Below are 25,466 nucleotides of genomic sequence, written 5' to 3'. Positions count from 1 at the left end.
CCCGGCGCATAGGCCAATTGGGGGGCGTGGGAGCGGTTATCGACCTTGGGGCAGGGGCAGACGTCGGTGTATGGGCTGGACGCACGACTACAGTGACGCCACACGCAACCGCCGCTCGATCGGCGGGCTGAGCTCCCACCAGAGGGGCACTCCGCAGTTGCAGGGCACCGATCCCCGATTGGGAATTCCGCGCATTCTGCGGCGCCGGGCCCGCTGGGTCTCGGCGCGCCTGCGTCATCCGCGCAGCTGAACCGCCCAGGAACCGCCGCCCGTACGGCCTTCGGAGCCGCCCGCACTGCAAGGACCGGTGCTCGCACGACAATGAGGGCGGTGCTCAGCCGTGTCCGTCGGGCGGGGTCCTAGAGCGCGCAACTGTCGCTGTCCACCTGCTGGTTGGCGGTACGGCCCTTGGTGATGTCCTCCCGGACCTCGTCCACGGTGAGCGCGTAACCGGTCTCGGGGTCGTCGAGGGACTTCGCGAACACCACTCCGTACACCTTGCCGTCCGGGGTGAGCAGGGGACCGCCGGAGTTGCCCTGGCGCACGGTCGCGAAGAGCGAGTACACCTCCCGCCGCACGGTGCCCCGGTGGTAGATGTCCGGTCCGTTGGCGGTGATGGGACCGCGCACCCGCGCCGCGTTGACCGTGTACGAGCCGTTCTCCGGGAAGCCCGCGACGATCGCGCCGTCCCCCCTGACCGCCTCGCGGCCGGCGAACTGCAGGACGGGCGCGCGCAGGTCGGGCACGTCGAGTACGGCGATGTCGCGCTCCCAGTCGTAGAGCACGACCTTCGCGGCGTGCCGCTCGCCCTCGCCGCCTATCTGGACGTAGGGCTCGTCCACGCCGCCCACCACATGGGCGTTGGTCATCACACGGCGCTGTCCGAAGACGAAGCCGGTGCCCTCGATGACCTTGCCGCAGCTCTGCGCGGTGCCGGTGACCTTGACGATGGAGCGCTGGGCGCGGGCGGCGACCGGGCTGGTCGCGAGGGCCGGGTCCGGGTCGTCCACCTTGTCGATCTGCTCGTCCGAGAAGGGGCTGAAGACCTGCGGGAAGCCGTTCTGCGCGAGGACCTTGGAGAAGTCCGCGAACCAGATGTCGGCCTGGGCGGGCAGCGTCCCCGCCACCCCGTGCAGCACCTTGGACTCGCGGACCTCCCTGCCGAGCGTCGGCAGCGTCGTACCGGCGAGGGCGGATCCGATCAGCCAGGCGACGAGGAGCATCGCCACGACGTTGACGAGGGCGCCGCCCGTGGCGTCCAGGGCGCGGGCCGGGGACCAGGTGATGTACCGGCGCAGCTTGTTGCCGAGGTGAGTCGTGAGGGCCTGGCCGACCGAGGCGCAGACGATCACCACGATCACGGCGACGACGGCGGCGGTCGTCCCCACCTTCGCGTCGTCGGTCACCGCGTCCCAGACGACGGGCAGGAGGTAGACGGCGACGAGGCCGCCGCCGAGGAAGCCGATCACCGACAGGATGCCGACGACGAAACCCTGGCGATAGCCCACGATCGCGAACCACACGGCGGCGACCAGCAACAGGATGTCCAGCACGTTCACTGCTTCGAGCCTCGCCTCGTCACTTTGCGGTAGCCACGTCCTGACCCGGGGGCCGGCCCGCCGTACGGCGGCAGGGGGACACGGAGCCCCCCGGCAGGACACAGCGCAGGTGCCACCCTGTCATGCGCGCCAGTCGAGCGGGACCTGCTTGTCGCCGTCCCAGGGGCGTTCCCAGTTCGCGTAGTGCAGCAGGCGGTCGATGATTCCGGCCGTGAAGCCCCACACCAGGGCCGATTCGACCAGAAATGCCGGACCCGTGTGGCCCCGGGGGTGGACCGCCGTCACGCGGTTGGCGGGGTCCGTGAGATCCGCCACGGGGACGGTGAAGACCCGCGCGGTCTCGGCCGGATCGACCGCGCCGACCGGTGTCGGCTCGCGCCACCAGCCGAGGACCGGGGTGACCACGAAGCCGCTCACCGGAATGTAGAGCTTCGGGAGCACGCCGAAGAGCTGCACTCCCCGGGGGTCGAGCCCGGTCTCCTCCTGCGCCTCGCGCAGGGCGGCCCGCAGGGGTCCGTCGGTCGCCGGGTCGCCGTCCTCGGGGTCGAGGGCGCCGCCGGGGAAGGCGGGCTGTCCGGCGTGCGACCTCAGCGACGTGGCCCGCTCCATGAGCAACAGCTCCGGGCCGCGCTCGCCCTCCCCGAAGAGGATCAGCACGGCCGACTGGCGTCCCGCGCCGTCCTCCGGCGGCAGGAAGCGGCTCAGCTGGCGGGGCTGGACCGTCTCGACGGCGCGCACCACCGGGTCCAGCCAGCCGGGCAGCCCGGCCGTGGTCAGGGCCGGGCCGCCGTCCCGCGTGTCGTGCGTGTCGTGCATGTCGTGCGTGTCCTGCATGTCGTGCGTGTGGCTCGCGTGCGTCATCGCCACCCCCGTTCATCTGCTCTCAACGCCCGCGGCGCCGTGATTCGTTCCGTCATCCGGTGCCCCGCGCGGGTGAACCGGGCGCGGAGACGTCGGGCGCGGTCGCTCCGAGGGGCGGGGCCGGGATGCCGCCGGCGTCCAGGTAGGACTGCGGGGGGTTGAGGCGCTGGCCCGGGAAGCCGCCCTTCTCGTACTTCAGGAGCTTCTTCGCCTTCTCCGGGTCCGTCTCGCCCTCCCCGTACGCCGGGCAGAGCGGGGCGATGGGACAGGCGCCGCAGGCGGGCCTGCGGGCGTGGCAGATACGGCGGCCGTGGAAGATCACGTGGTGCGACAGCATCGTCCAGTCGCTCTTCGGGAAGAGCTCGGCGACAGCCGCCTCGATCTTCTCGGGCTCCTTCTCCGCGGTCCACTTCCAGCGCCGTACGAGCCGCTGGAAGTGGGTGTCCACGGTGATGCCGGGGCGTCCGAAGGCGTTCCCGAGGACCACGAAGGCGGTCTTGCGGCCGACGCCGGGCAGCTTGACCAGATCCTCGAGGCGGCCCGGGACCTCGCCGCCGAAGTCGTCCCGCAGGACCTTGGAGAGGCCCATCACCGACTTGGTCTTGGCCCGGAAGAACCCGGTGGGCCGGAGGATCTCCTCGACCTCCTCCGGGTCCGCCGCCGCCAGGTCCTCGGGCGTGGGGTACTTCGCGAAGAGCGCCGGTGTCGTCTGGTTGACCCTCAGATCGGTCGTCTGCGCCGACAGGACGGTGGCGACCACCAACTGGAAGGGGTTCTCGAAGTCCAGCTCCGGATGGGCGTACGGGTACACCTCGCCGAGTTCCCGGTTGATGCGCCGGGCCCGCCGGACGAGAGCGGTGTGCGACTCGTTCCGGGGCGGGGCGACGGGGGCGACCTCGGCGGGCGCGGCCTTCTTGGCCGCCGCCGTCTTCTTGGCTGCCGCAGCCTTCTTCACGGGCGCCGTCTTCTTGGCGGACGCGCCCTTCGTGGCGGGCACGGCGTTCTCGGTGGACACGGTTTTCTTCGCGGGCACGGCTTTCCTGGCGGACGGGGGCTTCTCAGCCGGTGGGGTTCCCTCGGCGGGAGCGGATGTTTTCGCGGGCCCAGCCCTGCCGGCGGCTGCCTTCGCAGGTGTGGCCCTCTTGGCGGACGCGGACGCGGACCGCACGGCCGACGCCGCCCTTTCGCTGAGCGCGCCCTTCCCTGCGGCGGCCACAGGCTTCCTGCCGACCGCGGCCTTCTCGGCTGCCGCAGGCTTCTTGGAGGGCGCCCTGACGGACACAGCCTTCCTCGCGGACGCGGACGCAGACGCGGACATGGGCGTAGCCCTCACGGCCGAGGCGGCCTTCTTCGCTGTTGCCCCGACTTTCGCAGCCGAAGCCGACCTTCCGGCGGGCGCGGCCTTTTTGGAGGCGGTTTTCCTGGCAGCCGTCTTCCCGGCAGCTGTCTTCCTGGAGGCAGTCTTCTTGGAGGCCGCCTCGGCCGGCGCAGCCTTCCGCGCCGTCCTCTTCGCCGCGGCCGCCTTCTTGGCGACCGCCACCTTCTTCGCCGCCGCGGCCATCTCCGAGGCAGCGGCTCCCACGGCCTGCCCGGCGGCCCCGGCCGCGCTTCTCACCGGCCCCGACGCTGCCGGTTTTGTCGTTTTCTTCGCTCCACCGGAGTCCTGTTCGCCCACAGCGGAATCGCGACGTACACCCACGCTCCCAGCCCCCTTGGCCTGTGCTCTCACCGGCGATTTGGACACCCGGCCAGCCTAAAGCCCACCGCCCACATCTGCCCCGACCACCATGGATCAGCCTCCGATTGGCCCCCTGCCGCACTGCCGGACACGCCGGTGCGGCAGACTTGTGACTGATCACACTGTTTGGACCGTCCAGCAAAACGGGGAACACGGACCCCTGATACACCGGGAACAAGATCCCCTGAGCAGGTCGACAAGGAGAGAACTCGTGGACGACGTTCTGCGGCGCGCCCCGCTCTTCGCGGCGCTCGATGACGAGCAGGCCGCGGAGCTCCGCGCCTCCATGAGTGAGGTGACCCTCGCACGCGGCGACGCGCTCTTTCACGAAGGCGACCCCGGAGACCGCCTCTACGTGGTCACCGAGGGCAAGGTGAAGCTGCACCGCACATCCCCCGACGGCCGCGAGAACATGCTGGCGGTCCTCGGCCCCGGCGAGCTCATCGGTGAGCTGTCGCTGTTCGACCCGGGTCCGCGCACGGCGACCGCCTCCGCGCTGACCGAGGTGAAGCTGCTGGGCCTCGGCCACGGCGACCTCCAGCCCTGGTTGAACGCGCGGCCCGAGGTGGCCGCCGCCCTGCTGCGCGCCGTCGCCCGCCGACTGCGCAAGACCAACGACCAGATGTCGGACCTGGTCTTCTCCGACGTGCCGGGCCGGGTGGCCCGTGCGCTCCTGGACCTCTCGCGCCGCTTCGGCGTGCAGTCCGAGGAGGGCATCCACGTCGTGCACGACCTGACGCAGGAAGAGCTGGCCCAGCTGGTCGGCGCCTCCCGCGAGACGGTCAACAAGGCACTCGCGGACTTCGCGGGCCGCGGCTGGCTCCGCCTGGAGGCGCGCGCGGTGATCCTGCTGGACGTGGAACGCCTCGCGAAGCGCTCGCGCTAGCCGTACAGCACGTCTTCGGGACATTTGAGGAAGGGCCCCGTCACACGGCGGGGCCCTTCTCGTGGTGGGTTCGTCCTGGATTCGTCGTGGGTGCGTCGTGGGTGCTCGGCGCGTCTCACTCCCGGCCGATGAGCCCGTGCTCCCGGAGGTAGTCCAGCTGGGCCCGTACCGACAGTTCCGCCGCCGGCCACAGGGAGCGGTCGACGTCCGCGTACACGTGCGCGACGACCTGGGACGGGTCCGTGCAGCCGTCCTCGGCGGCCGTCTCGACCTGGGCGAGGCGGTGGGCCCGGTGGGCGAGGTAGAACTCGACGACGCCCTGCGCGTCCTCCAGGACGGGCCCGTGGCCCGGCAGGACCGTGTGCACGCCGTCGTCGACCGCCAGGGACCTCAGCCGCCGCAGCGAGTCCAGGTAGTCGCCCAGGCGCCCGTCGGGGTGGGCCACGACCGTGGTGCCCCGGCCCAGGATCGTGTCGCCGGTCAGCACGGCCCGGTCGGCGGGCAGATGGAAGCAGAGCGAGTCGGCGGTGTGGCCGGGTGTCGGTACGACCACCAGTTCCAGCCCGCCCACGGTGATCACGTTCCCGGCGGCCAGCCCCTCGTCACCGAGCCGCAGCGCCGGGTCGAGCGCCCGCACCTTCGTCCCCGTGAGTTCCGCGAACCGCGCCGCGCCCTCGGCGTGGTCCGGGTGCCCGTGCGTCAGCAGGGTCAGGGCGATCCGCCTGCCGGCCTTCTCGGCCGTGTCCACGACGTTCCGCAGGTGTACGTCGTCCAGGGGGCCCGGATCGATCACCACCGCCAGTTCGGAGTCGGGCTCGGCCACGATCCAGGTGTTCGTGCCGTCCAGGGTCATCGCGGAGGCGTTCGGGGCGAGGACGTTGACGGCGCGCGGGGTGGCGGGGCCGGAGAACACCCCGCCCCGTGGCTGGCCGGGAAGGGCTGCGGCGTCGGTCATGCGGGGGCTCCACCGGTCGGGATGTGCTTGGTGAACTCGTCGTGGCCCGGCCAGCTGAGGACCAGCTCGCCGCCCTCCAGCCGGGCCTGGGCCAGGACCGGTGTCAGGTCCCGCCCGGGTGCCGCCGCCAGGGCCTCGGCGGCGCTCGCGTACGCGCCGATCTGGCGCAGGGTCGCGATGGTGGGCGGCATCATCAGGAGCTCGCCCCTCTCGTACCCGTCCATCGCCTCCGCGGGGCGGATCCAGACGGTGCGGTCGGCCTCCGTGGACGCGTTGCGGGTGCGCTGCCCCTCGGGGAGGGCCGCCACGAAGAACCAGGTGTCGTAGCGGCGGGGCTCGAACTCCGGGGTGATCCAGCGCGTCCAGGCGCCCAGCAGGTCGGAGCGCAGGACGAGCCCTCGGCGGTCCAGGAACTCGGCGAAGGACAGGTCGCGGGCGACCAGGGCGGCCCGGTCGGTCTCCCAGTCGTCCCCGGTGGTGTCGCCGACCACCGTGTCCGGCGTCGGGCCCGCGAGCAGGACGCCCGCCTCCTCGTACGTCTCGCGGACCGCCGCGCAGACGATCGCCTGGGCGGAGTCCTCGTCGACGTCGAGCCGGGACGCCCACCACGCGCGCGTGGGGCCCGCCCAGCGCACGTGACGGTCGTCGTCCCTCGGGTCCACGCCTCCGCCGGGATACGCGTACGCGCCTCCGGCGAAGGCCATGGAGGCGCGTCTGCGCAGCATGTGCACGACGGGGGCGGACGCGGTGTCCTTGAGGAGCATGACGGTGGCCGCCCGCCTGGGGGCGACCGGTGTGAGCGTGCCGTCCGCGAGTGCGCGGATCCTCTCGGGCCACTCCGGGGGGTACCACTGACCGTTCGCCATGGGCGGAGGCTATCCCGGAGTGAGCTGATGTTCGAGAGGCAACCATCGCGTCCCCGGGGAGGCCCGTCCATCGCGTCCCTGGGGAGGCCCGTCTGTGCGCCGGCCTCCCGCGGGAGCCGACGAGACGCCCCCCGCGAGCGGACGCCGGCGGGCGCACGCCTGCCTACGCCCGAGCCGGCTGTCCACGCCCGAGTCGCCTGCCCACGCTTGAGCCGGCTGCCTACGCCTGGGTCAGCTCCACCTGGATCTCGACCTCCACGGGTGCGTCGAGCGGCAGGACCGCCACGCCGACCGCGCTGCGCGCGTGCACGCCCTTGTCCCCCAGGACCTCGCCCAGCAGCTCGCTCGCGCCGTTCAGCACGGCGGGCTGGCCGGTGAAGTCGGCGGCCGAGGCGACGAATCCGACGACCTTCACCACGCGCGCGATGCGGTCGAGGTCACCCGCGACCGACTTGACCGCCGCGAGGGCGTTCAGCGCGCAGGTGCGGGCCAGTTCCCTGGCCTCCTCCGGCGTGACCTCCGCGCCCACCTTGCCGGTGAGCGGAAGCTTGCCGTCCACCATCGGGAGCTGGCCGGACGTGTACACGTACACGCCCGACTGCACCGCCGGCTTGTAGGCGGCCAGCGGGGGCACGACGCCCGGCAGGGTCAGTCCCAGCTCCGCCAGCTTGGCCTCGACAGCGCTCACGCGGCCTTCTCCCGCTTCAGGTAGGCGACGAGCTGCTCGGGGTTGTTCGGCCCGGGCACCACCTGGACGAGCTCCCAGCCGTCCTCGCCCCAGGTGTCCAGAATCTGCTTCGTGGCGTGGACGAGCAGAGGCACGGTTGCGTATTCCCACTTGGTCATGAGAGCGACTGTATCCGCTGACGAGGCACGCCCCTCCTGGGCACCGGCCACCCGGCGACGGGCACCGGCCGCCCGGTGACCGGCACCGGCCGCCCGATGACTGGGCGGCGCGCTCCGTGGGCACCCGTATGCGTGGCAGGGCCGAGGGGTTCGTGGCCGCAGACCGGTGGGTTCGTGGCCGCGGACCGGGGGGATGCATGGTCACGGACCAGGGATACGTGGTCACGGGCGCCACAACCCCACCCACGGCCACCGCGACACCGAGTGAGGAATTAGGCTCGAAGACGTGAGCAGGCTTCAGGTCGTCAGCGGCAAGGGCGGTACCGGAAAGACCACGGTCGCCGCAGCACTCGCGCTCGCCCTCGCGACCGGGGGCAGGCGCACCCTTCTGGTCGAGGTCGAGGGCAGACAGGGCATCGCGCAGCTCTTCGAGACGGAGGCGCTGCCCTACGAGGAGCGGAGGATCGCCGTCGCTCCCGGTGGCGGGGAGGTGTACGCGCTCGCCATCGACCCCGAGCTGGCCCTCCTGGACTACCTCCAGATGTTCTACAAACTCGGCGGCGCAGGCCGCGCCCTGAAGAAACTGGGCGCCATAGACTTCGCGACCACCATCGCGCCGGGCCTGCGGGACGTGCTCCTGACCGGGAAGGCCTGCGAGGCCGTCCGCCGCAAGGACAAGCGCGGGCGGTTCGCGTACGACCACGTGGTGATGGACGCGCCGCCGACCGGCCGGATCACCCGCTTCCTGAACGTGAACGACGAGGTGGCCGGGCTCGCCAGGATCGGCCCGATACACAACCAGGCACAGGCCGTCATGCGGGTCCTGAAGTCGCCCGAGACCGCCGTGCACCTGGTGACGCTCCTCGAGGAGATGCCCGTCCAGGAGACCGCCGACGGCATCGCGGAGCTGCGGGCCGCGCGGCTGCCGGTGGGGCGGACCATCGTGAACATGGTGCGGCCCGCGATCCTCGACGAGGCCGACCTGGAGTTCACGCGCGAGGCGCCGCGCACGGCCGTCGCCAAGGCGCTGTCGGCCGCCGGTCTCGGCGGGGCGCGCCGCGGCGGGGTCGCCGAGCGGCTGGTGGACCCGCTGCTGGAGCAGGCGCACGAGTACGCCGAGCGGTACGCGCTGGAGCGCGAGCAGCGGGCCGTCCTCCAGGACCTGGGTCTGCCCCTGCACGAACTGCCGTTGCTCGCCGAGGGAACGGACCTCGCGGGCCTGCACGAACTCGCCACGGAACTGCGTCAGCAAGGGATCTCATGAGTCCGGACCCGGCCCGCGCAAACGATTCTGCCCCCGGCCGCGAACCTGCCGGCCGCGAACCCGCCCGTACGCCTGACCCGGACCGAACGATCGACTCGGCGACTGCGGCTGCGACTACGGCTACGGCTACGGCTACGGCTACGGCTACAGCCGAGGCCGCAGTCGTCCTCGGCGTCGACCCGCTGATCGACGACCCCGGGACCCGCATCGTGGTCTGCTGCGGTTCGGGCGGCGTCGGCAAGACCACCACCGCGGCGGCCCTGGGGCTGCGGGCCGCCGAACGCGGCCGCAAGGTGGTCGTCCTCACCATCGACCCGGCGCGCAGGCTCGCCCAGTCCATGGGCATCGACGCGCTGGACAACACCCCGCGCCGGGTGAAGGGCATCGACGACTCCGCGAGCGGCGAGCTGCACGCGATGATGCTCGACATGAAGCGCACCTTCGACGAGATCGTGGAGGCGCACGCGGACCGCGAGCGGGCGGCCGCCATCCTGAACAACCCGTTCTACCAGTCGCTCTCGGCGGGCTTCGCGGGCACGCAGGAGTACATGGCGATGGAGAAGCTGGGGCAGCTGCGGGCGCGCGACCAGTGGGACCTCATCATCGTCGACACGCCGCCCTCGCGCTCGGCCCTCGACTTCCTCGACGCCCCGAAGCGGCTCGGGTCGTTCCTGGACGGCAAGCTGATCCGGCTGCTGACCGCGCCGGCGAAGCTGGGCGGCCGGGCCGGGATGAAGTTCCTGAACGTCGGGATGTCGATGATGACCGGCACCCTCGGCAAGCTGCTGGGCGGCCAGCTCCTCAAGGACGTACAGACGTTCGTGGCCGCCATGGACACCACCTTCGGCGGCTTCCGCACCCGCGCGGACGCCACGTACAAGCTGCTCCAAGCGCCCGGCACGGCGTTCCTGGTCGTCGCGGCCCCGGAGCGGGACGCGCTGCGTGAGGCGGCCTACTTCGTGGAGCGGCTGGCCGCCGAGGACATGCCGCTCGCCGGTCTCGTGCTGAACCGGGTCCACGGCAGCGGTGCCACCCAGCTGTCCGCCGAGCGCGCGCTCGCCGCCGCGGAAAATCTTGTTGAGGCCCGCATTGTGGATCAGGTGGACGGGAAAGCTGGACTTCGTAACTCTCCCGACACGCACGGCAGTTCAGAAACACCCGCTACCGGGACCAGCACCGAGACCAGTACTCCCGAGGCTCCCTCTTCCGACGCAGGCTCCCCCGCCGCGGACCGGACGACCAGTGCCGAAGGAACCGGGAAGGGAACCGGAGCGCGGACAGGACAAGCGAAGACAGGAACAGCGGGGACAGGGACCGGGACGGCCGACCGCACCGTCGCACAACTCACCGCAAGCCTGCTGAGGCTGCACGCCGAGCGCATGCAGCTGCTCTCCCGCGAGCGGCGCACACGTGACCGCTTCGCCGCGCTCCATCCGGAGGTGGCGGTGGCGGAGGTGGCCGCACTGCCCGGCGACGTGCACGACCTGGCAGGGCTGCGGGACATCGGGAACCGGCTCGCGGCCGGTACCTCGCCGGCCGGAGCTTCCTGAGCCTCACAGAGGGCCTCGAAGGGAGTCCCACAGGGAGTCCCTGTGGGCCACGGGGCCCTGACCGCGCACACCCCCTGCGCAAAACCGCGCGCACTCCTGCGAGGGAGCCGGTCAGCGGCTGGTAAGCGGCCGGCCGGTCAGCCCACCGCTGCGTAGTTCTCGTACACCTCTTCCTCGTCGAGGGGCAGGATCCCCGCCCCCCGCTCGTACTCGGTACGCGCGGTTTCGAGCAGCCTGCGCCAAGAGGTGACGGTCGGTCGCCTGCGCAGCAGTGCGCGGCGCTCCCGCTCCGTCATTCCTCCCCACACGCCGAACTCGACGCGGTTGTCCAGCGCGTCGGCCAGGCACTCCGTGCGCACCGGACATCCGGTGCACACCGCCTTGGCCCTGTTCTGCGCTGCTCCCTGCACGAACAGTTCATCCGGATCGGTAGTGCGGCAGGCCGCCTGCGCACTCCAGTCGGTTACCCAGCCCATACCGGCGCCGTCCTCTCCCGAATCGAGGCTCCCCCACGGCGGCAGCGGCATATTCACCGCCGCCAGTTGAGGACGTTACGGAAGGTGGGCAGAGTCAACCAGCCCCTTCGGGCCCAATCTTGAATGGTCCGAATGGACTATGGGTACGCGACAGATCACCCAACGGAGTGACCCGACGACATACGTGACTTTCCCGGCGGACCAGGACGATTGAGTTGCGTCACAACGGACGCCAGGTGACACATACGGCGTATCCGGGCACGTGCTCAACAAAAAAGTCGAGTGAGGTCCGAAACGATTCGGGGTCGCCGGACGTATTGATACGTAGCCCTACTGCTGTGACAGTTGAGAGCAGCTTAGGCCAATGCCTTACGCGTGTCCGGCGAATGAGAACGTAGGCTGCCCTCATGCCAAAAAAGCGCTCGGGCGGTGGTCTGTCTCCCACGCAGCAGGCCGCCAAGTTCCTCGGTGTCAGTGTGCTCGCGGGGGCCGTCATGGCCGGGATCGCCGTACCGGCGTTCGGCGCGCTCGGTCTCGCGGCCAAGGGGTCGGTCGAGGGGTTCGACGAGATCCCGGCCAATCTGAAGCGGCCGCCGCTGAGCCAGCGCACCACGATCCTGGACAACCAGGGCGGCCAGATCGCCACGGTCTACTCGCGTGACCGCACGGTGGTCGACCTGAAGGACATGTCGCCGTACATACAGAAGGCGATCGTCGCGATCGAGGACTCGCGGTTCTACGAGCACGGCGCGGTCGACCTCAAGGGCGTCCTGCGCGCCCTCAACAAGAACGCGCAGAGCGGCGGCGTCTCGGAGGGCGCCTCGACGCTCACGCAGCAGTACGTGAAGAACGTCTTCGTGGAGGAGGCCGGCAACGACCCGACGAAGGTCGCCCAGGCCACCCAGCAGACCCTGGGCCGCAAGGTCCGCGAGCTGAAGTTCGCGATCCAGGTCGAGGAGGAGCTGGGCAAGAAGAAGATCCTCGAGAACTACCTGAACATCACGTTCTTCGGGCAGCAGGCCTACGGCGTGGAGGCCGCCGCCCAGCGCTACTTCTCCAAGTCGGCCAAGGACCTGGAACTGCAGGAGGCCGCGCTCCTGGCGGGCATCGTCCAGTCGCCGAGCCGGTACGACCCGGTCAACGACGAGGCCGAGGCCACCAAGCGGCGCAACGTGGTGCTGCAGCGCATGGCCGAGGTGCACGACATCACGCGGGCGGAGGCCGCCGCGGCGAAGGCGAAGCCGCTCGGCCTGAGGATCAGCAAGCCGAAGAACGGCTGCATCACGGCCGTCAAGGACTCCAGCTTCTTCTGCGACTACGTGCGCGAGGTCTTCCTGAACGACCCGGTCTTCGGCAAGACCCAGAAGGCCCGGGCCAAGGTCTGGAACCAGGGCGGCCTGACGATCCGTACGACGCTCGACCCGCAGGCGCAGAAGTCGGTCCAGGCCTCGCTCAAGAACCACGTCAACAAGACGGACAAGGTCGCGGCGGCGTCGACGCTCGTCGAGCCGGGCTCCGGCAAGATCCTCGCGATGGGCCAGTCCAAGCCGTACGGCTACGGGAAGAACGAGACCGAGATCAACTACTCGGTCGACCACTCCATGGGCGGCTCGAACTTCGGCTTCCCGACCGGTTCGACGTTCAAGCCGTTCCTGGCCGCGGCGGCGCTGGAGGGCGGCAAGCAGCCCACGCAGGTCTATCCGGCGCCGTACGAGATGCCGTACCCCGACAGTGTCCAGGCGTGCAACGGCAAGACCTGGCGCAACACGGACAACGCCAAGGTCGAGAACGAGGACGAGGCGGAGGTCGGCCCGTACCCGCTGAAGAAGGCCATGGAGCTGTCGGTCAACACGTACTTCGTGCAGATGCTCGAGGACATCGGCATGTGCCCGGTGGTGGACATCACCAACAAGCTGGGCGTCGTGCAGGGCAACGGCACCAAGCTGCCGCAGCAGCCCGCGTCGATGACCCTCGGATCCACCGGTATCTCGCCGCTGACCATGGCGAGCGCGTACGCCGCCTTCGCCAACCGGGGCACGTACTGCACACCGATCGCGATCGCCTCGATCAGCCAGCAGCTCGGCGGTGAGAAGAAGTCCCTGCCGGTGCCGAAGTCCTCGTGCTCGCGCGCGATGTCGGAGACCACCGCGGACACCATCAACACGCTGCTGAGCGGTGTGGTCGACTCCGGTACGGGTCAGCAGGCCGGTCTCACCGACCGCGCCAACGCCGGCAAGACCGGTACGACGGACTTCCGCAAGAACGCCTGGTTCGTCGGCTACACGCCGAACATGTCCGGCGCGGTCTGGGTCGGCAGTGCCACCCAGAAGGTCAAGATGGTCAACATCACGATCGGCGGGCAGTGGCACGAGAAGGTCTTCGGCGGCGCGGTGCCGGGGCCGATCTGGAAGGACGCCATGACCGGCGCCCTGTCGGGCAAGGAGTCTCCGGGCTTCAACCTCGTCGACATCCCTGATCCCAAGGAGGACAAGGATCATGACGACGGGGACAACGGGGACGACGGCAACGACGGCCGGGGCGACGGCGACAACGGCGGCAACGGAAACGGGAACGGGGAGAACCGGGGAAATGACAATGGGGGCGGCGACAACGGCGGCCCCGGTCAACCCCAGAACCCGACGCCGACCTTCTCCTTCCCGGACGAGTGGACGATCGGCGGCAATGACGGCGGCAACAACGGCAACAACGGTGGAGGGAACGGGGACGGGGGCACCTGGCCGTAGGCCGGTTCCGGTCCCATAGCCGTACGCGTACGCCGATGGGGGCGCCCCGTGTGATCAGGGGCGCCCCCATCGGCGTACGGCGGCGGTCGGTCAGCGGCGCACGACGGCAGTCAGGGCGCCGAGTTGCCTGGGCTGCATGGGTGCCTGGGCTGCCTGGGCTGAGAACCCGGGCCGAGCTCGTCCCGGCTTCAGCCCGGCTTCAGCCCGCGAGCAGCTTCTTGACCGCGGCGGCGACGCGGCCGCCCTCGGCCAGACCGGCCACCTTCGGGTTCACGATCTTCATGACCTGGCCCATGGCCCGGGGGCCCTCCGCACCGGCCGCCTTCGCCTCCTCGACCGCCTGCGCGACGATCTGCTGGAGCTCGTCGTCGGAGAGCTGCTTCGGCAGGTACTCGGCGAGGACCACGCCCTCCGCCTTCTCACGCTCGGCCGACTCGGCGCGACCGCCCTGCGCGAAGGCCTCGGCCGCCTCGCGGCGCTTCTTCGCCTCCTTGGCGATCACCTTCTGCACCTCGTCGTCGGAGAGTTCGCGCTTCTGCGTACCCGCGACCTCCTCCTTCTGGACGGCGGCGATGGTCAGCCGGAGCGTCGAGGAGCGGAGCTCGTCGCGCTCCTTGATCGCGGCGTTGAGGTCTGCCTGCAGCTTCGACTTGAGCGTGGTCATGGGGCGATTGTCGCAGGTGTGGTGCGAATGCCGCCCGTGGATTTAGGTCCGGCCGGCCGGCGGGCTCCCGCGGGGTTCGGGGCGGCCGGGGTCTGACACGATGGGCGTATGCGCGCGCGATACGGAGTACCCCTGGGAATTGCGGCGGTTGGCGCCGCCGGTCTGCTCTACTCGGCGGGGTTCGAAGCCCGCTCGTTCCGTCTTCGACGGGTGACCATCCCGGTGCTGCCCCCCGGGATGCGCCCCCTGCGTGTGCTCCAGGTCTCCGACATCCACATGGTGAGCGGCCAGCGCAAGAAGCAGCGCTGGCTGCGTTCGCTGGCCGGGCTGCGCCCCGACTTCGTCATCAACACCGGGGACAACCTCTCCGACCCCGAGGGCGTACCGGAGGTCATGGACGCCCTCGGCCCGCTGATGGAGTTCCCGGGGGCGTACGTCTTCGGCTCGAACGACTACTACGGGCCCACACTCCGCAACCCGGCCCGCTACCTGTACGAGAGGACGCAGGGCCGGCACGGGCTGAACGGCAACGCGCCCGCCACGAACGTGGTCCACAACCCGTGGGAGGAACTGCGCGACGGGTTCGACGCCGCGGGCTGGCTGAACCTGACGAACGCCCGGGGCTCGCTGAAGATCGACGGCCACGAGATCGAGCTGACCGGGCTCGACGACCCGCACGTCAAGCGTGACCGGTACGCGCGCGTGGCCGGCGGTCCGTCCGACTCGGCCGACGTCTCGCTGGGCGTCGTGCACGCGCCGTACCTGCGCACGCTGGACGCGTTCACCGCGGACGGCTATCCCCTGATCCTGGCGGGCCACACGCACGGCGGCCAGCTGTGCATCCCCTTCTACGGCGCCCTGGTCACCAACTGCGACCTGGACACCGACCGGGTGAAGGGCCTGTCCACGCACACGGAGGCGGAGTCCGGGCGGACGTCCTACATGCACGTGTCGGCGGGCTGCGGGACGAGCAGGTACACCCCGGTACGGTTCGCGTGCCCGCCGGAGGCGACACTGCTGACGCTGACGGGGGCGGCGGTTTCCGCGTAGCGCGTAGCGGGGGCGGCAGGAGGGGCTGGCCGGGCTGGCTGGCTGGCTGGCTGGGCTAGGGAAAGGCCCAGGCGGTACCTAGGTCAGGCTGGGTCAGGTCAGGTCACCCGTCCAGCGGAGCCCGCATCGCCCCTTTTGCCCGATTTGCTTAACGTGAGGGCATGACCGCCCCCATACCTGCGGAGATCCCGGACATACCCAGGATCCCCGGCATAGCCGCCAACGCCGCCGCTGCCGCCGTCCCCGTCGTCCCGGCGTACGCGGTGGTCCCGCGCGTACGCCGCCCCGTGGTCACCGTCTTCCGCCTCCTGGTGGCCCTGGCGGCGGTCGCGGGCGTGGCGCTCGACCTGCTCCTGGGCAGCCCGATCCGCGTCCTGAGCTACTTCACGATCCTGAGCAGCCTCCTGGTGGCCGCGGTGTTCACGGTCACGGCCAGGAGGGCCTGGACCGCACGCCACCCGCTGCGGGCGTCCGTCACCGCCTGCACGCTGCTGTACGCGGTCGGCGGGAGCCTGGTCTACCACCTGCTCCTGGCCGACAACCCGACCACGTTCTCCATGACGGGCACCGGCGGTCCGCTCACCGGCCCGCTCACCGGCTGGCACGCGGCGACGAGCCTGCTGCTGCACACGGTGATCCCGGTCCTGGTGGCGCTGGACTGGTTCCTGCTGACCCTGCCGGGAGCGCTGCGCCTGCACAGCGCGGCCACATGGATGATCCTGCCGCTCGCGTACCTGGCCTTCACGGTGACCAGGGGACTGCTCCTGCCCCCGGGCACGCAGAACCGCTACCCGTACCCCTTCCTGGACGTCTCCGAGCACGGCTTCGTCGAGGTCCTGGGCAACATCACGATCCTGGGCGTCGCCTGCTACGGCCTGGCGGTCCTGATCATCGCCCTGGACCACGTCAGGCCCGGCTCACGCCGCCACCGGCCCCCCGAAAACCGGATTTCGTCTCCGGCCACCAGTGGGCTAAAGTAAACGACGTCGCCACGGCACAGACCACGAGAGTGGCCCGCCACAGCGACATCGGGGTGTAGCGCAGCTTGGCAGCGCGCTTCGTTCGGGACGAAGAGGTCGTGGGTTCAAATCCCGCCACCCCGACAGTGAAGTACCAGATCAGGGGTCTGATCCGCTTAGCGGGTCGGGCCCCTGAGTCATTTGCGGGGTCCGCTTGGGAGCCGACTTTAAGGCCGGCCCCCAAAGGCGCGTCTGCTAGATCGTCGTTATCAACCGTCGGCAGGGCAATTCTCCGCCTGAGATGAACGAGCCTGCTGGACGGCAGGACGGCTGGAAAAGTTCATGACAGGGGACGCCTTCAACAAGTACCTGCTGATGTCATCGACCGGTGCGGAATACTCCGTACCGTTCCGAACTGACGATCATGCACTGAGTTGGGGCAAACAGCGGCGGGAGGAGCGGGCAGCGGCCTCGCCGCGGAATGGGGCACTCCGCGAAATCGGCAGCCCGTGTGGCCCCAGTCCTTCAAGCACGTGATCTTGCGGGAGAGCCTGGAGGGTACGGCCATCGCCATGGCGGAGGTCGGGGTGTCTGCGGTGGCAATGGACCGGGAAGCCGACCGGCTACTTGAGGTCGATCGTTCGGACCGGCTGCCCGGTGGTGCGGGCGATGGTTTCGAAATCGCGGTCGTAGTGCAGCAGCGTGAGTCCTGCTTCTTCTGCGGCTGCGGCCACGAGGAGGTCGACGGCTCCGGCGCTGCGGTGCTCGCCCTTGGTGGTGAGCTCGCGCTGGACGACGCGGGCGCGACGGTAGATGCCGTCGGGCATGGGGCACCAGGCGAACTGACTCAGCCGTCCCTGGATGGCTTCGCGGTCTTTCGCAGAACGTGCGGAGTAGAGGACTTCCAGTTCGGTGAGGTCGCACAGGGCGATCAGACCGCCGCCCATCCTCTGCTCCCACTCTTCGGTTGTCTGACGCAGCAGAACGCGAGCCAGGGCCGACGTATCGACGAGGTAGTCGGCAACGCTCACCGGGCGGAACCACCCCGGTAGTTGCGCTTGTCCAGGAGGAATTCCACGTCGAGGGCGCCTTCATCCGCGAGATCCTGCAACTCATGCAGGGCACGCAAGCGACGGTTGCGTGCCACGATCTCGCGCAGGGCTGTATTGATGGTGTCCCGCTTCGTGGAAGTGCCCAGCTCCTTCGCTGCGGCCTCCAGCGCGTCGTCGTCGAGATCGATGACGGTTCTGCTCATGGACCCACCTCCATACACATAAGGCAGTGTATCAATATACATGATCGAATGTATCGAGCGGGGAAGCGGGACCAGTCCTGACGCTTGCGGGCCGACGGGCACCCGATGGGCAGCAGGAACCCGCCCACCCCTCATTCGGGACGAAGAGATCTTCGCCGGAGCCGCGGGGCGGCCGGCACCGGAGTTTCGAGCAGCGCTGCGGCACGAACCGTCGCTGGTTCAACAAGGGAGCCCTCGGCCTCGGACCCCGGCCAAGCACCCGTCCCGTCACCGCGATCCACCGCTCCTGGCACACCGGCCAGGTCTTCCGGTGCAGTCCACGTCCCTCTACGGCCGACTGATCGCCGTGCGTCGGGCACGGTCCCATTGGCAAGGGGTGTGAACCAGAAGCACGGTTCTTTGTCTTCACCTCCGACGTCGACGACCTGGAGAAGCCGGTTCCGGCTCGGTCGGGAGGCGGGTGAGGTGGTCCGCAGTCCCGATGAGATCGTGGCCGGCGGTGCGGGTCTGCGCGGTCGCCCTCTCCGCTGCGACACCAGTCGTTCTCCGACGGCCTACGACAGGGCGTCGCGGATCGTCGTCACCTCCGCCCAGACCGTCTTACCCAGCGGGTGACGGGGACTTGAGCCCCAGCGTGTGGACAGGACGTCCACCAGCAGCAGCCCCCGGCCGCTCTCCGCGTCCGGGCTGGCGGGTAGCGGAGCGCTTGGGGGTCGCTTGCCGGTGGCTGCGTCCGCGACCTCGATGCGGATCAGGTCCACCGTCCCGTCGAGGCCGAGTCGCAGGCCGAGTCGCAGGCCGAAACCATGGCCTGGGACGCTGCCGTGCTGCACGGCGTTCGCTGCGAGTTCGTTGACGATGAGAGCCACTGTGCACGACACGTCCGACCGCTGCGGATGTCCCCACTCCTCCATGCACCACACAGCCAGGCGCCGGGCCAGGCGCACGCCTCGTAGCGATGACGTGAACTGCCGGACGCACAGGTGCGGTTCCGATGAGCCGCCTTCGGGTGTCGTCCACTCTTGCCCGGCGCGCTCCGCGTTCCTTCGCGGGTGGTCGTCCTCGGTGGTGGTGGTTCCTGTCAGCATGGCCTGTGCGTCCTTTCCGCAGTGCTCCGCAATGTCCCGCCGTGTATGCGAGTCATTACTTTCCGTGCTCAAGGATCGTCCGGTCGTCCTACGCTCGGTAGGTGACGCAGCCTTACCTCTCAGTCCGTAAGGAACGGAAGTAACGCCTTGGCCAACGCAATTGACCCCAGCGCATCCATGGCAGCGCTGTTCGGCACCCGTGTACGCCGACTCCGTACCGCCGCCGGCCTGACCCAGGCCGAACTCGGTCGGAGAACGCATGTCGTGAGCACGCGCATCACCCAGATCGAGCGCGCCTCGGGGGCCAGGCCGACGCTGGAACTGGCACGGGCGCTCGATGCGGCACTGGCGGCCGACGGCCTGCTGACCGATCTCTGGCCGTACGTGTACCGGGAGGCGTTCCCGGACTGGTCACGGGCGTTCATGGAGCACTCCGAACGGGCGGTGAGCATCGCGCAGTACGCGGCCCACGTCGTCCCTGGTCTGTTGCAGACGGAGGATTACGCACGGGCCGTACTGAAACTGGACGCGCTCCTCAGCGGGGAAGCTCAGTTGGAAGAACGCGTCGCCGCCCGGATGAGTAGGCAGGAACGGCTCCGCACGCCGAGCCACCCCGCCCTGTGGGTCGTCCTGGATGAGGCGGTGCTACGACGTCCGGTCGGCGGCCCTGCAGTGATGCAGGCACAGTTGGCCAGGCTGCTGGCAGCCGCCGCCGATCCCCGCATCACCGTTCAAGTGCTGCCTTTCGACCAGGGTGAGCACGAAGCGATGGGGGGATCTCTGAGCGTTCTGACTCTTCCTGACGGCTCCGAGATGGCCTACACGGAAGGCTCGGATTACGGCCGTCTCATCGAGGATCCGGACAACGTCAGCCGCTACAAGGTGATTTACGATCGATTGCGGGCAGCGGCCCTGCCTCCGATCATGTCACTCGACATGATCCGGTCCGTGTTGGAGGGCAACCACCGTGGCGCGAACGTCCCGTCCAGATCTGAACGGCGCCGCCTGGCGCAAGAGCAGCTACAGCAATCAAGCGGGGGGCGACTGCGTGGAGGTCGCGGACGGATTCCGCGGCATCGTCCCCGTGCGTGACAGCAAGGTTCCGTACGGCCCCGCGCTGTCCTTCGGAGCCGCCTCCTGGGCAGTGTTCATAGGCGAGTTGGCGGCTGCGCAGCGCCGCGTCTGAGTCGGCCGCTTGCCGGTCGCCGGTCGGTCTTCGGAGTCGCCGGGTCCTTGTCCGCGAGGGTCCGGTGTGCTCCTGACCTCCTCAAAGAACCGGGGGAAAGAACTACCCACCCTCCCGCCCTCCCCGGCCGAGCGGCCCGCGTCACCCATCCGAGTGACCGGCTTGCAGATGGGGGATACGGACCGTTACGTTCGCCGCGACAACCGAAAACAGATACGGCCCCCGGCCGGGACGGCAATCCCGAACGAGGGCCTGACCAACCAGGAAGAAGACCCTTCCCGATGGCTGAATCGCAGTCTAACGCGCCCCTGCGCGCCGACGCCGGAACTCCGACCTCCGGCGTGATCCACGTACGCACCCGTCTCACCGCCGACTTCACCGTCATCTCCAACGCCCTCGCCCAGCGGCGCGGCAGCGCTGTCACGGTCGGTGTCGCGACGTACATCCTCTCCTTGCCCGATGGCTCGCCCGTCAGCATCGCCGCGCTGTGCGAGCACTTCGACGAGGGCGAGATTCTGATCTCCCGAGCTCTGAGGGAGCTTGAGCGGGCGGGTTACCTGGAGCGTCGGCGCGAGCGCGGGCCCGGTGGGCACATTCGTACGCGGACGTTCTTCCATTCCGTGCCCGGTGGCCGTCCGGAGCCGGACGGACCTCCCGATCCGCCGAAACCTCCCAAGCCGTCCAAGTCGGCGAAGCCGGCGGAGCCGCCGAGGCCCCGGATGCCCCTGGCCGTGGAGGCCGTACCGGCTGCGCAGGAGGCGACGCACGTACGACACGAGGCGGAAGAGCAGTCCCCGCTCGCCGCAGCCGACCCCCGGGCTGTCGCCGTGCTCGCCTCGCTGCGGCATGTCGACTCCCGGCTGCTCCTGTCCGGACAGGACGTGGCCCGGCTGGCTCCGGCGGTCACGCAGTGGCTCGCGGCCGGTGTCCTGCCCACACACATCACCGAGCACCTCACGGCCAGGCTCCCCGACCACCTCCTGGCACGTCCGGCGAGCATCCTCGCCTTCCGCCTCCGGGAGACTCCCCTGCCCCCACCCGCACGGGCCAGGATCGTGGAACCTGAGATTCGCACGGCGATCGTGCCTTTCCAGACCTGTGACGGCTGCGAGCGGGCGTTCCGCGCGGCGGTACCCGGGCATTGCCGGGACTGCCGGTCCGGAAGGCGGCTGCGTGCGGCTGGTTGAGCGGGTGAGCCGGTGTGCTGTCGGCCCGCAGGTGGGAGGCTTGATATGCGACTATGCGGGACCTGGCGGCAAAAGGAGGTGGATCATGGTCGACCGGTTCGCGGACGGGCTGCTGACGCCCACGGAGACATCCTCCTACCTCGGGATTCCACGCTCGACCCTCAATTCGTGGTTGAAGGGCCGAGCAGCCGGAGCGCCCCTGGTCCATCAGGTGGAGCCGGTACGGAGGGGCCAGCCCTCGGTTCCCTTCATCGCTGTGGCCGAGGCCCACGCACTCCGCTCCCTGCGTGCCCTGGGGCTACGGATGAGCGAGATCAAAGAGGCCGCAGCCGCCGTAAGGGACGCCTTCGACACCCCCTACGGCCTCGTGTCGAAGCGGATCGCCACGGACGGTGTGGACATCTTCGTCGAGCACGGCTTCGGTGATCTCCGCAGGGCCCGGGACGGTCAGGCACCCATCCAGGAAGTGGTCTCCGACTATCTCCGCTATCTGACCTGGGAGCAGGACGACGACTTCCCTTCCAGTCTGCGGCTGAGGCAGTACCCAGACTCCGTCCCTGTCGTGATCGACCCGCGATTCGGTCACGGCCTTCCCGTCGTCGCCGCCAATCGCGTCTCGGTCAGTGCCATCACCGACCTGTGGGAGGCCGGGGAGACCGTCGAGGACATCGCGTACGACTTCGACATGACGCCTGAGCAGGTTGATGCCCTGTGCAGAGCAGTGGTGCGTCTTGCCGCCTGAGTTCTTCCTCGACCGGAACCTCGGCCGACGCGTCGCCGAGGGGCTGCGGGCCGGCGGGTGGGACAGTTCACCGCATCGGAGATGTCTTTCCCGACGACGGGCAGAGCGTTCCGGACGAAGAATGGATCACTCATGGTCTCGACCGGTCCTGGGTCCCGCTCTCGAAGGACGGTCGGATCAAGACCCGGGACCTGGAGATTCGGCCTGTCCTGGAACGCGAGGCCGTGCTGTTCTATCTCGACAACCAGCAGCTGCGCAGCATCGAGATGGTCGAACGCCTCGTCGCGCATCGTGACGCGATCCACCGGGCCGTCAAGAACGGCGGTCCGGCCGCTTATGCGGTACGTCATGACCGCATCGAGCGTACGTGGCCCTGACGGCCGGGTGCCCCGGCTGCCCACCCCCATGATCGGAACGGCGGGCATCCGGAGCGGCGGGCATCCGACCCGGACAAAGACTCAAGGCGGAGCTCCGGTTGTGGAGCCCCGCCTCATTCGTGCCTGCCGTCGATCAGATCGGTACCGCCACCCCCGTGAACGTCGTCTCCGGTGTCTGGGGGCTCGTGAAGCGGGCGTTCACCAGGTAGAGGCGGTTGCCGTGGCGGGCCGCCGTGGTGGGGACGTCGAAGCGGGGGTCCGTGATCGTGCCGGTCAGGGTCGCCGTCGTGGACCTCGCGTCCAGGTGGAACACGCTGATCAGGTTCAGGCGGTTCTGGACCACGTACAGGGTGCGGCCCGTGCGGTAGAGGCCGTCGCCGTTGACCACGTCCGTCGCACCGATCAGCGTGATCCTCGTGGCGTGGCCCGTGCGGGTGTTCACCTTGTAGAGCTCGCCCGGGGTGCTCTTGACGACGATCAGGGCGCGGCCGTCCGGGGTGCCCACGATGCCGTTGGCGTTGTTGACGTCCGGGAGCTGGACCCAGTCGCCGGTGAGGGGGAGCGTCCGTACGGCTCCGGAGCGGCCGCGGCTACGGCCTCGGCTGCGGTCGCGGCCGTGGCCGCGCGGGACCGCGTACAGGGCGGCGGCTCGTGAGTCCGTGAACCACGCCCGGTCGCCCAGCAGTGTCACGTCGTTGATGAAGTGGCCGGTCGGTTCGGACAGTTGGTGCGTCGCCAGTACTTCGCCCGTGCGGGCGTCGTGGGTTCGGGCCACACCCGTGCTGCCCGCCACGTACAGCAGGCCGTCGTCGTCGAGTTTCAGGCCCACCGCCACCAGGCCCGTGCCGCCCGGGAAGAGGATTCGGCCTTTCCCCGTGCGCAGATCCGTGCGGTAGAGCGCGCCGTTCGCCCGCGAGCCCATGTACGCGTACGGCTTGCCGCCGATGGCTATGCCCTCGGGGAGGAAGCCGTCGGGGAGCGGGAACTCCGTCGGCCAAGTGGCGGACGGGGAAGTCCCGGTGGTCGCGTTCGCCGTAGCCGTGCCGGTCGTTGTCGTCGCCGTCGCCAACGCCGTCAGGGCCGCGCCGCCCAGGAGTGCGCGCCTGGACGGGTGGACGTGATTGCGGATCATCGTTCCGGCCTCCTTGGAGGAAGGGGAGAAAACCCATCGTGGCCCAGCCTCTCCCGACTCCCCCGCGCCTCCCCCGTATCGGCGGCGGATCGACAGGGGATCGACAGCTTGCCGGGACGGGAACCGGAGTTGAGACCCGGGGCCGGGGCCGGTGGAAGGCCGGCTCAGCCGTTCCAGCTCTCGTCGTACGGGTCCCGGGGCGCCTTCACCGGTTTCGCCTCCGTGATGTCCAGGAACGGGATGATGCCGTCGTTCACCGGGTCCCTGGTCTGTCTGGCGGTGTACGTGCCCGTGACCTCCAGCCAGGTGTCCGGGCGCAGCACCGGAGGCGTCCGGCCCGTCAGGCCTATCTTCACCGGCTGGGCGTCCGCCGCGCAGCAGCTCAGCGCCATGCGGACCAGGTACGGCGTGCCGTCGCTCCCCAGCGCCACCAGACCGGCGGTCCTGATGCGGCGGTTCCCGAGTGAGCGGCCGTGGTCGTACGCCGCCCGGCCCGCGTAGTCGACCAGGCTCAGGCGGACGATTTCGGTGCCTTTGCCGGTGCCGGTGCCCTTGCCGGTGTCACTCGCGGGGAGGTCCGCGAAGCCCCACGGCTGCTTCTGCAGGGCCGTGCCCGTGCGCATCGCGCTGTACGAGCCCAGGGCCGGCGGCGCGACCATGACGAGGGCCAGGAGGGGGAGGACCAGGAGCCAGGCGACGCGGGGCTCTCTGTGCGCATGGGCTTCGGCCCGTACGCTCCGGCGCTCGTACCAGACCGTCGCCACCGCCGTCGCGATCAGGACCACGCCTGCCGCCAGCAGCAACGGCCGCAGCCCGGCCTTGACGTACCGCAGGTAGAGGTCGGTGAGGCCCGTGTGCAGGATCGCCCCGCCGGTGAGGAAGAGCACGGCTGCCTGTGCCTGGCGGTTCACAGCAGCACCGCCCCGACCAGGGACGACACCAGGACCGCCAGCGTGAACGTGGCGGGCGCGAAACGCAGGGCGAATCCCCGGCCGAACGTGGCCGTCTGCATCGCGAAGAGCTTCAGGTCGATCATCGGGCCGACGACCAGGAAGGTCAGTCTGGCCGTGAGCGAGAACTGGGTGAGGGACGCGGCCACGAAGGCGTCCGCCTCGGAGCAGATGGACAGGAGTACGGCCAGCGCCGCCAGGACGAGGACCGACACCACCGGGTTGCCGGCGGCGTGGCCGAGCCAGTCCGCCGGGACCACCGCCTTGAGCGTGGCCGCGGCCATCGCGCCGACGACCAGGAACCCGCCCGCGTGCATCACGTCGTGCCGGACCGAGCCCCAGAACGCCGCGCCCTTGCCGAGCCCTTCCGAGGACGGACGGGCCGGCGGGCGCAACCAGTCGGTGCGGCCCAGCCGTTGCCAGAGCCAGCCCATCGCACAGGCCACCAGCAGGCTCGCCACGAAGCGGGCCAGGACCATCTCCGGCTCGCCCGGGAACGCGACGGCGGTCGCGGTCAGCACGATCGGGTTGATCGCCGGCGCCGACAGCAGGAACGCCAGCGCCGCCGCGGGCGTGACACCCCGGCGCACCAGCGCCCCGGCCACCGGAACCGACGCGCACTCGCAGCCCGGCAGCACCGCCCCCGCCATCCCGGCGACCGGTACCGCGAGGGCGGGCCGCTTCGGCAGCGCCCGGGCGAAGAACGACGGCGGCACGAACACCGCGATGACCGCCGACAGCAGCACACCGAGCACGAGGAAGGGCAGCGCCTGCACGACGACCGCGACGAACACGGTCATCCAGCTCTGCATCACGGGCGCGGCCAGCGCTCCGCGGACGGGCCCCTGGAGCACCACTCCTGTGAGCAGCAGCATGGTCAGGACGAGGGGCGAGTTGAACTGCCAGCCCTTCGGCTCGCCCGGCTCACCCGGCTCGTTCGGCTGATCCGGCTCGTTCGGCTGATCCGGCTCGTTCGGCTGATCCGGCTCGTTCGGCTGATCCGGCTCGTTCGGCTGATCCGGCTGATCCGGCCCGTTCGGCTCGCGGGCTTCGGTCCGGTCCCCGGCCCGGTCCCCGGTCTGGCCCTCGACCCGGGCCTTGGCTGTGTCGGTTGTCGTCACGGGAGCGGTA

General features: G+C 70.0%; 28 protein-coding genes, 1 tRNA gene and 1 pseudogene. 15 read left to right on the top strand and 15 right to left on the bottom strand.

The window, feature by feature from the left end:
• Positions 1-70: 70 nt before the first annotated feature.
• Entirely contained in the window at positions 71-250 is a 180-nt protein-coding gene (locus QFZ75_RS21230) for a hypothetical protein (protein WP_307539173.1), read from the top strand.
• Positions 251-359: 109 nt separating this feature from the next.
• Here QFZ75_RS21230 and QFZ75_RS21225 read toward each other — a convergent pair whose 3' ends face one another.
• The 3 genes from QFZ75_RS21225 to nth all read right to left on the bottom strand — a co-directional run bounded on the left by QFZ75_RS21225 (position 360) and on the right by nth (position 3,588).
• Entirely contained in the window at positions 360-1,559 is a 1,200-nt protein-coding gene (locus QFZ75_RS21225) for a MarP family serine protease (protein WP_307539171.1), read from the bottom strand.
• A gap of 120 nt (positions 1,560-1,679) precedes the next feature.
• A complete protein-coding gene (locus QFZ75_RS21220; RefSeq protein WP_307544647.1) occupies positions 1,680-2,375 on the bottom strand; it encodes a CoA pyrophosphatase in 696 nt (231 codons plus the stop codon).
• A 97-nt stretch (positions 2,376-2,472) separates the two neighbouring features.
• The gene (gene nth / locus QFZ75_RS21215; RefSeq protein ID WP_373465910.1) at positions 2,473-3,588 is read right to left on the bottom strand and encodes an endonuclease III; all 1,116 of its coding nucleotides are present in this window, start codon (positions 3,586-3,588) and stop codon (positions 2,473-2,475) included.
• Here nth and QFZ75_RS21210 point away from each other — a divergent pair.
• Positions 3,563-4,177, top strand: coding sequence for a hypothetical protein (locus QFZ75_RS21210; RefSeq protein WP_307539169.1), 615 nt, complete (start codon positions 3,563-3,565; stop codon positions 4,175-4,177). The two genes, nth and QFZ75_RS21210, sit on opposite strands and share 26 nt — an antisense overlap.
• 192 nt (positions 4,178-4,369) lie before the next feature.
• A complete protein-coding gene (locus tag QFZ75_RS21205) occupies positions 4,370-5,044 on the top strand; it encodes a Crp/Fnr family transcriptional regulator (RefSeq protein WP_016642758.1) in 675 nt (224 codons plus the stop codon).
• Between the two features lie 115 nt (positions 5,045-5,159).
• On the opposite strand, the gene QFZ75_RS21200 is transcribed toward QFZ75_RS21205, so the two are convergent.
• The 4 genes from QFZ75_RS21200 to QFZ75_RS21185 all read right to left on the bottom strand — a co-directional run bounded on the left by QFZ75_RS21200 (position 5,160) and on the right by QFZ75_RS21185 (position 7,711).
• Positions 5,160-5,999 carry an MBL fold metallo-hydrolase gene (locus tag QFZ75_RS21200; protein ID WP_307539168.1) on the bottom strand — a complete coding sequence of 280 codons (840 nt, stop codon included), beginning with the start codon at positions 5,997-5,999 and terminating at the stop codon, positions 5,160-5,162.
• On the bottom strand, positions 5,996-6,865 hold the full coding sequence (locus QFZ75_RS21195) for an NUDIX hydrolase (RefSeq protein WP_307539166.1): 870 nt from the start codon (positions 6,863-6,865) through the stop codon (positions 5,996-5,998). The genes QFZ75_RS21200 and QFZ75_RS21195 overlap by 4 nt, the downstream gene beginning before the upstream one ends.
• A 220-nt stretch (positions 6,866-7,085) precedes the next feature.
• The gene (locus QFZ75_RS21190) at positions 7,086-7,553 is read right to left on the bottom strand and encodes a RidA family protein (protein ID WP_307539164.1); all 468 of its coding nucleotides are present in this window, start codon (positions 7,551-7,553) and stop codon (positions 7,086-7,088) included.
• Positions 7,550-7,711 carry a DUF4177 domain-containing protein gene (locus tag QFZ75_RS21185; RefSeq protein WP_014178397.1) on the bottom strand — a complete coding sequence of 54 codons (162 nt, stop codon included), beginning with the start codon at positions 7,709-7,711 and terminating at the stop codon, positions 7,550-7,552. The genes QFZ75_RS21190 and QFZ75_RS21185 overlap by 4 nt, the downstream gene beginning before the upstream one ends.
• A 286-nt stretch (positions 7,712-7,997) precedes the next feature.
• Between QFZ75_RS21185 and QFZ75_RS21180 the strand changes: the two genes are divergently transcribed.
• Both QFZ75_RS21180 and QFZ75_RS21175 read left to right on the top strand, forming a co-directional pair.
• Positions 7,998-8,975, top strand: coding sequence for an ArsA-related P-loop ATPase (locus QFZ75_RS21180; RefSeq protein WP_307539161.1), 978 nt, complete (start codon positions 7,998-8,000; stop codon positions 8,973-8,975).
• The gene (locus tag QFZ75_RS21175) at positions 8,972-10,525 is read left to right on the top strand and encodes an ArsA family ATPase (protein ID WP_307539160.1); all 1,554 of its coding nucleotides are present in this window, start codon (positions 8,972-8,974) and stop codon (positions 10,523-10,525) included. Before QFZ75_RS21180 ends, QFZ75_RS21175 begins: the two co-directional genes overlap by 4 nt.
• Positions 10,526-10,662: 137 nt before the next feature.
• Here the strand turns inward: QFZ75_RS21175 and wblA are convergent, their stop codons facing one another.
• Entirely contained in the window at positions 10,663-11,001 is a 339-nt protein-coding gene (wblA, locus tag QFZ75_RS21170) for a transcriptional regulator WblA (RefSeq protein ID WP_055515737.1), read from the bottom strand.
• Positions 11,002-11,408: 407 nt separating this feature from the next.
• Between wblA and QFZ75_RS21165 the strand changes: the two genes are divergently transcribed.
• Complete coding sequence (locus QFZ75_RS21165; protein WP_307539158.1) at positions 11,409-13,745, top strand: transglycosylase domain-containing protein; 2,337 nt, start codon at positions 11,409-11,411, stop codon at positions 13,743-13,745.
• Between the two features lie 199 nt (positions 13,746-13,944).
• Here the strand turns inward: QFZ75_RS21165 and QFZ75_RS21160 are convergent, their stop codons facing one another.
• A complete protein-coding gene (locus QFZ75_RS21160; protein ID WP_307539156.1) occupies positions 13,945-14,409 on the bottom strand; it encodes a GatB/YqeY domain-containing protein in 465 nt (154 codons plus the stop codon).
• A gap of 108 nt (positions 14,410-14,517) precedes the next feature.
• On the opposite strand from QFZ75_RS21160, the gene QFZ75_RS21155 reads away from it, so the two are divergent.
• From QFZ75_RS21155 to QFZ75_RS21145, 3 genes are all read left to right on the top strand, one after another.
• On the top strand, positions 14,518-15,459 hold the full coding sequence (locus QFZ75_RS21155) for a metallophosphoesterase (protein WP_307539153.1): 942 nt from the start codon (positions 14,518-14,520) through the stop codon (positions 15,457-15,459).
• 161 nt (positions 15,460-15,620) lie between these two features.
• Positions 15,621-16,439, top strand: a complete 819-nt coding sequence (locus tag QFZ75_RS21150) for a Pr6Pr family membrane protein (protein WP_307539152.1) — start codon at positions 15,621-15,623, stop codon at positions 16,437-16,439.
• A gap of 49 nt (positions 16,440-16,488) precedes the next feature.
• A tRNA-Pro gene (locus QFZ75_RS21145) sits at positions 16,489-16,562 on the top strand.
• Positions 16,563-17,041: 479 nt separating this feature from the next.
• Here the strand turns inward: QFZ75_RS21145 and QFZ75_RS21140 are convergent.
• Positions 17,042-17,449, bottom strand: coding sequence for a PIN domain nuclease (locus QFZ75_RS21140; protein WP_307539150.1), 408 nt, complete (start codon positions 17,447-17,449; stop codon positions 17,042-17,044).
• Positions 17,446-17,673, bottom strand: a complete 228-nt coding sequence (locus QFZ75_RS21135; protein ID WP_307539148.1) for a type II toxin-antitoxin system VapB family antitoxin — start codon at positions 17,671-17,673, stop codon at positions 17,446-17,448. The genes QFZ75_RS21140 and QFZ75_RS21135 overlap by 4 nt, the downstream gene beginning before the upstream one ends.
• A gap of 239 nt (positions 17,674-17,912) precedes the next feature.
• On the opposite strand from QFZ75_RS21135, the pseudogene QFZ75_RS41160 reads away from it, so the two are divergent.
• Positions 17,913-18,014, top strand: a pseudogene (locus QFZ75_RS41160) (restriction endonuclease); the annotation flags it as partial.
• Positions 18,015-18,227: 213 nt separating this feature from the next.
• Here QFZ75_RS41160 and QFZ75_RS21130 read toward each other — a convergent pair.
• The gene (locus tag QFZ75_RS21130; protein ID WP_307539146.1) at positions 18,228-18,761 is read right to left on the bottom strand and encodes an ATP-binding protein; all 534 of its coding nucleotides are present in this window, start codon (positions 18,759-18,761) and stop codon (positions 18,228-18,230) included.
• Between the two features lie 177 nt (positions 18,762-18,938).
• On the opposite strand from QFZ75_RS21130, the gene QFZ75_RS21125 reads away from it, so the two are divergent.
• From QFZ75_RS21125 to QFZ75_RS21105, 5 genes are all read left to right on the top strand, one after another.
• Positions 18,939-19,853, top strand: coding sequence for a helix-turn-helix transcriptional regulator (locus tag QFZ75_RS21125; protein WP_307539145.1), 915 nt, complete (start codon positions 18,939-18,941; stop codon positions 19,851-19,853).
• A complete protein-coding gene (locus QFZ75_RS21120; RefSeq protein WP_307539144.1) occupies positions 19,810-19,947 on the top strand; it encodes a DUF397 domain-containing protein in 138 nt (45 codons plus the stop codon). The genes QFZ75_RS21125 and QFZ75_RS21120 overlap by 44 nt, the downstream gene beginning before the upstream one ends.
• Before the next feature lie 281 nt (positions 19,948-20,228).
• Positions 20,229-21,134, top strand: a complete 906-nt coding sequence (locus QFZ75_RS21115) for a hypothetical protein (RefSeq protein ID WP_307539142.1) — start codon at positions 20,229-20,231, stop codon at positions 21,132-21,134.
• A gap of 85 nt (positions 21,135-21,219) precedes the next feature.
• On the top strand, positions 21,220-21,876 hold the full coding sequence (locus tag QFZ75_RS21110) for a DUF433 domain-containing protein (protein WP_307539140.1): 657 nt from the start codon (positions 21,220-21,222) through the stop codon (positions 21,874-21,876).
• Positions 21,846-22,253 (top strand): toxin-antitoxin system, toxin component, PIN family protein, encoded by a 408-nt coding sequence (locus QFZ75_RS21105; RefSeq protein WP_307539138.1) that lies wholly within the window; start codon positions 21,846-21,848, stop codon positions 22,251-22,253. Before QFZ75_RS21110 ends, QFZ75_RS21105 begins: the two co-directional genes overlap by 31 nt.
• 133 nt (positions 22,254-22,386) lie before the next feature.
• On the opposite strand, the gene QFZ75_RS21100 is transcribed toward QFZ75_RS21105, so the two are convergent.
• The 3 genes from QFZ75_RS21100 to QFZ75_RS21090 all read right to left on the bottom strand — a co-directional run bounded on the left by QFZ75_RS21100 (position 22,387) and on the right by QFZ75_RS21090 (position 25,216).
• Complete coding sequence (locus QFZ75_RS21100; protein ID WP_307539137.1) at positions 22,387-23,385, bottom strand: SMP-30/gluconolactonase/LRE family protein; 999 nt, start codon at positions 23,383-23,385, stop codon at positions 22,387-22,389.
• Between the two features lie 164 nt (positions 23,386-23,549).
• Positions 23,550-24,296 (bottom strand): TIGR03943 family protein, encoded by a 747-nt coding sequence (locus QFZ75_RS21095; RefSeq protein WP_307539135.1) that lies wholly within the window; start codon positions 24,294-24,296, stop codon positions 23,550-23,552.
• Entirely contained in the window at positions 24,293-25,216 is a 924-nt protein-coding gene (locus QFZ75_RS21090; RefSeq protein ID WP_307544642.1) for a permease, read from the bottom strand. Before QFZ75_RS21090 ends, QFZ75_RS21095 begins: the two co-directional genes overlap by 4 nt.
• Between the last annotated feature and the right edge of the window lie 250 nt (positions 25,217-25,466).

The organism is Streptomyces sp. V3I8 (assembly GCF_030817535.1).
In the GTDB taxonomy this organism is placed as follows: Bacteria; Actinomycetota; Actinomycetes; order Streptomycetales; family Streptomycetaceae; genus Streptomyces.
Note: the sequence above shows the minus strand (reverse complement) of the source record. Positions and strands in the feature narration are given on the sequence as shown.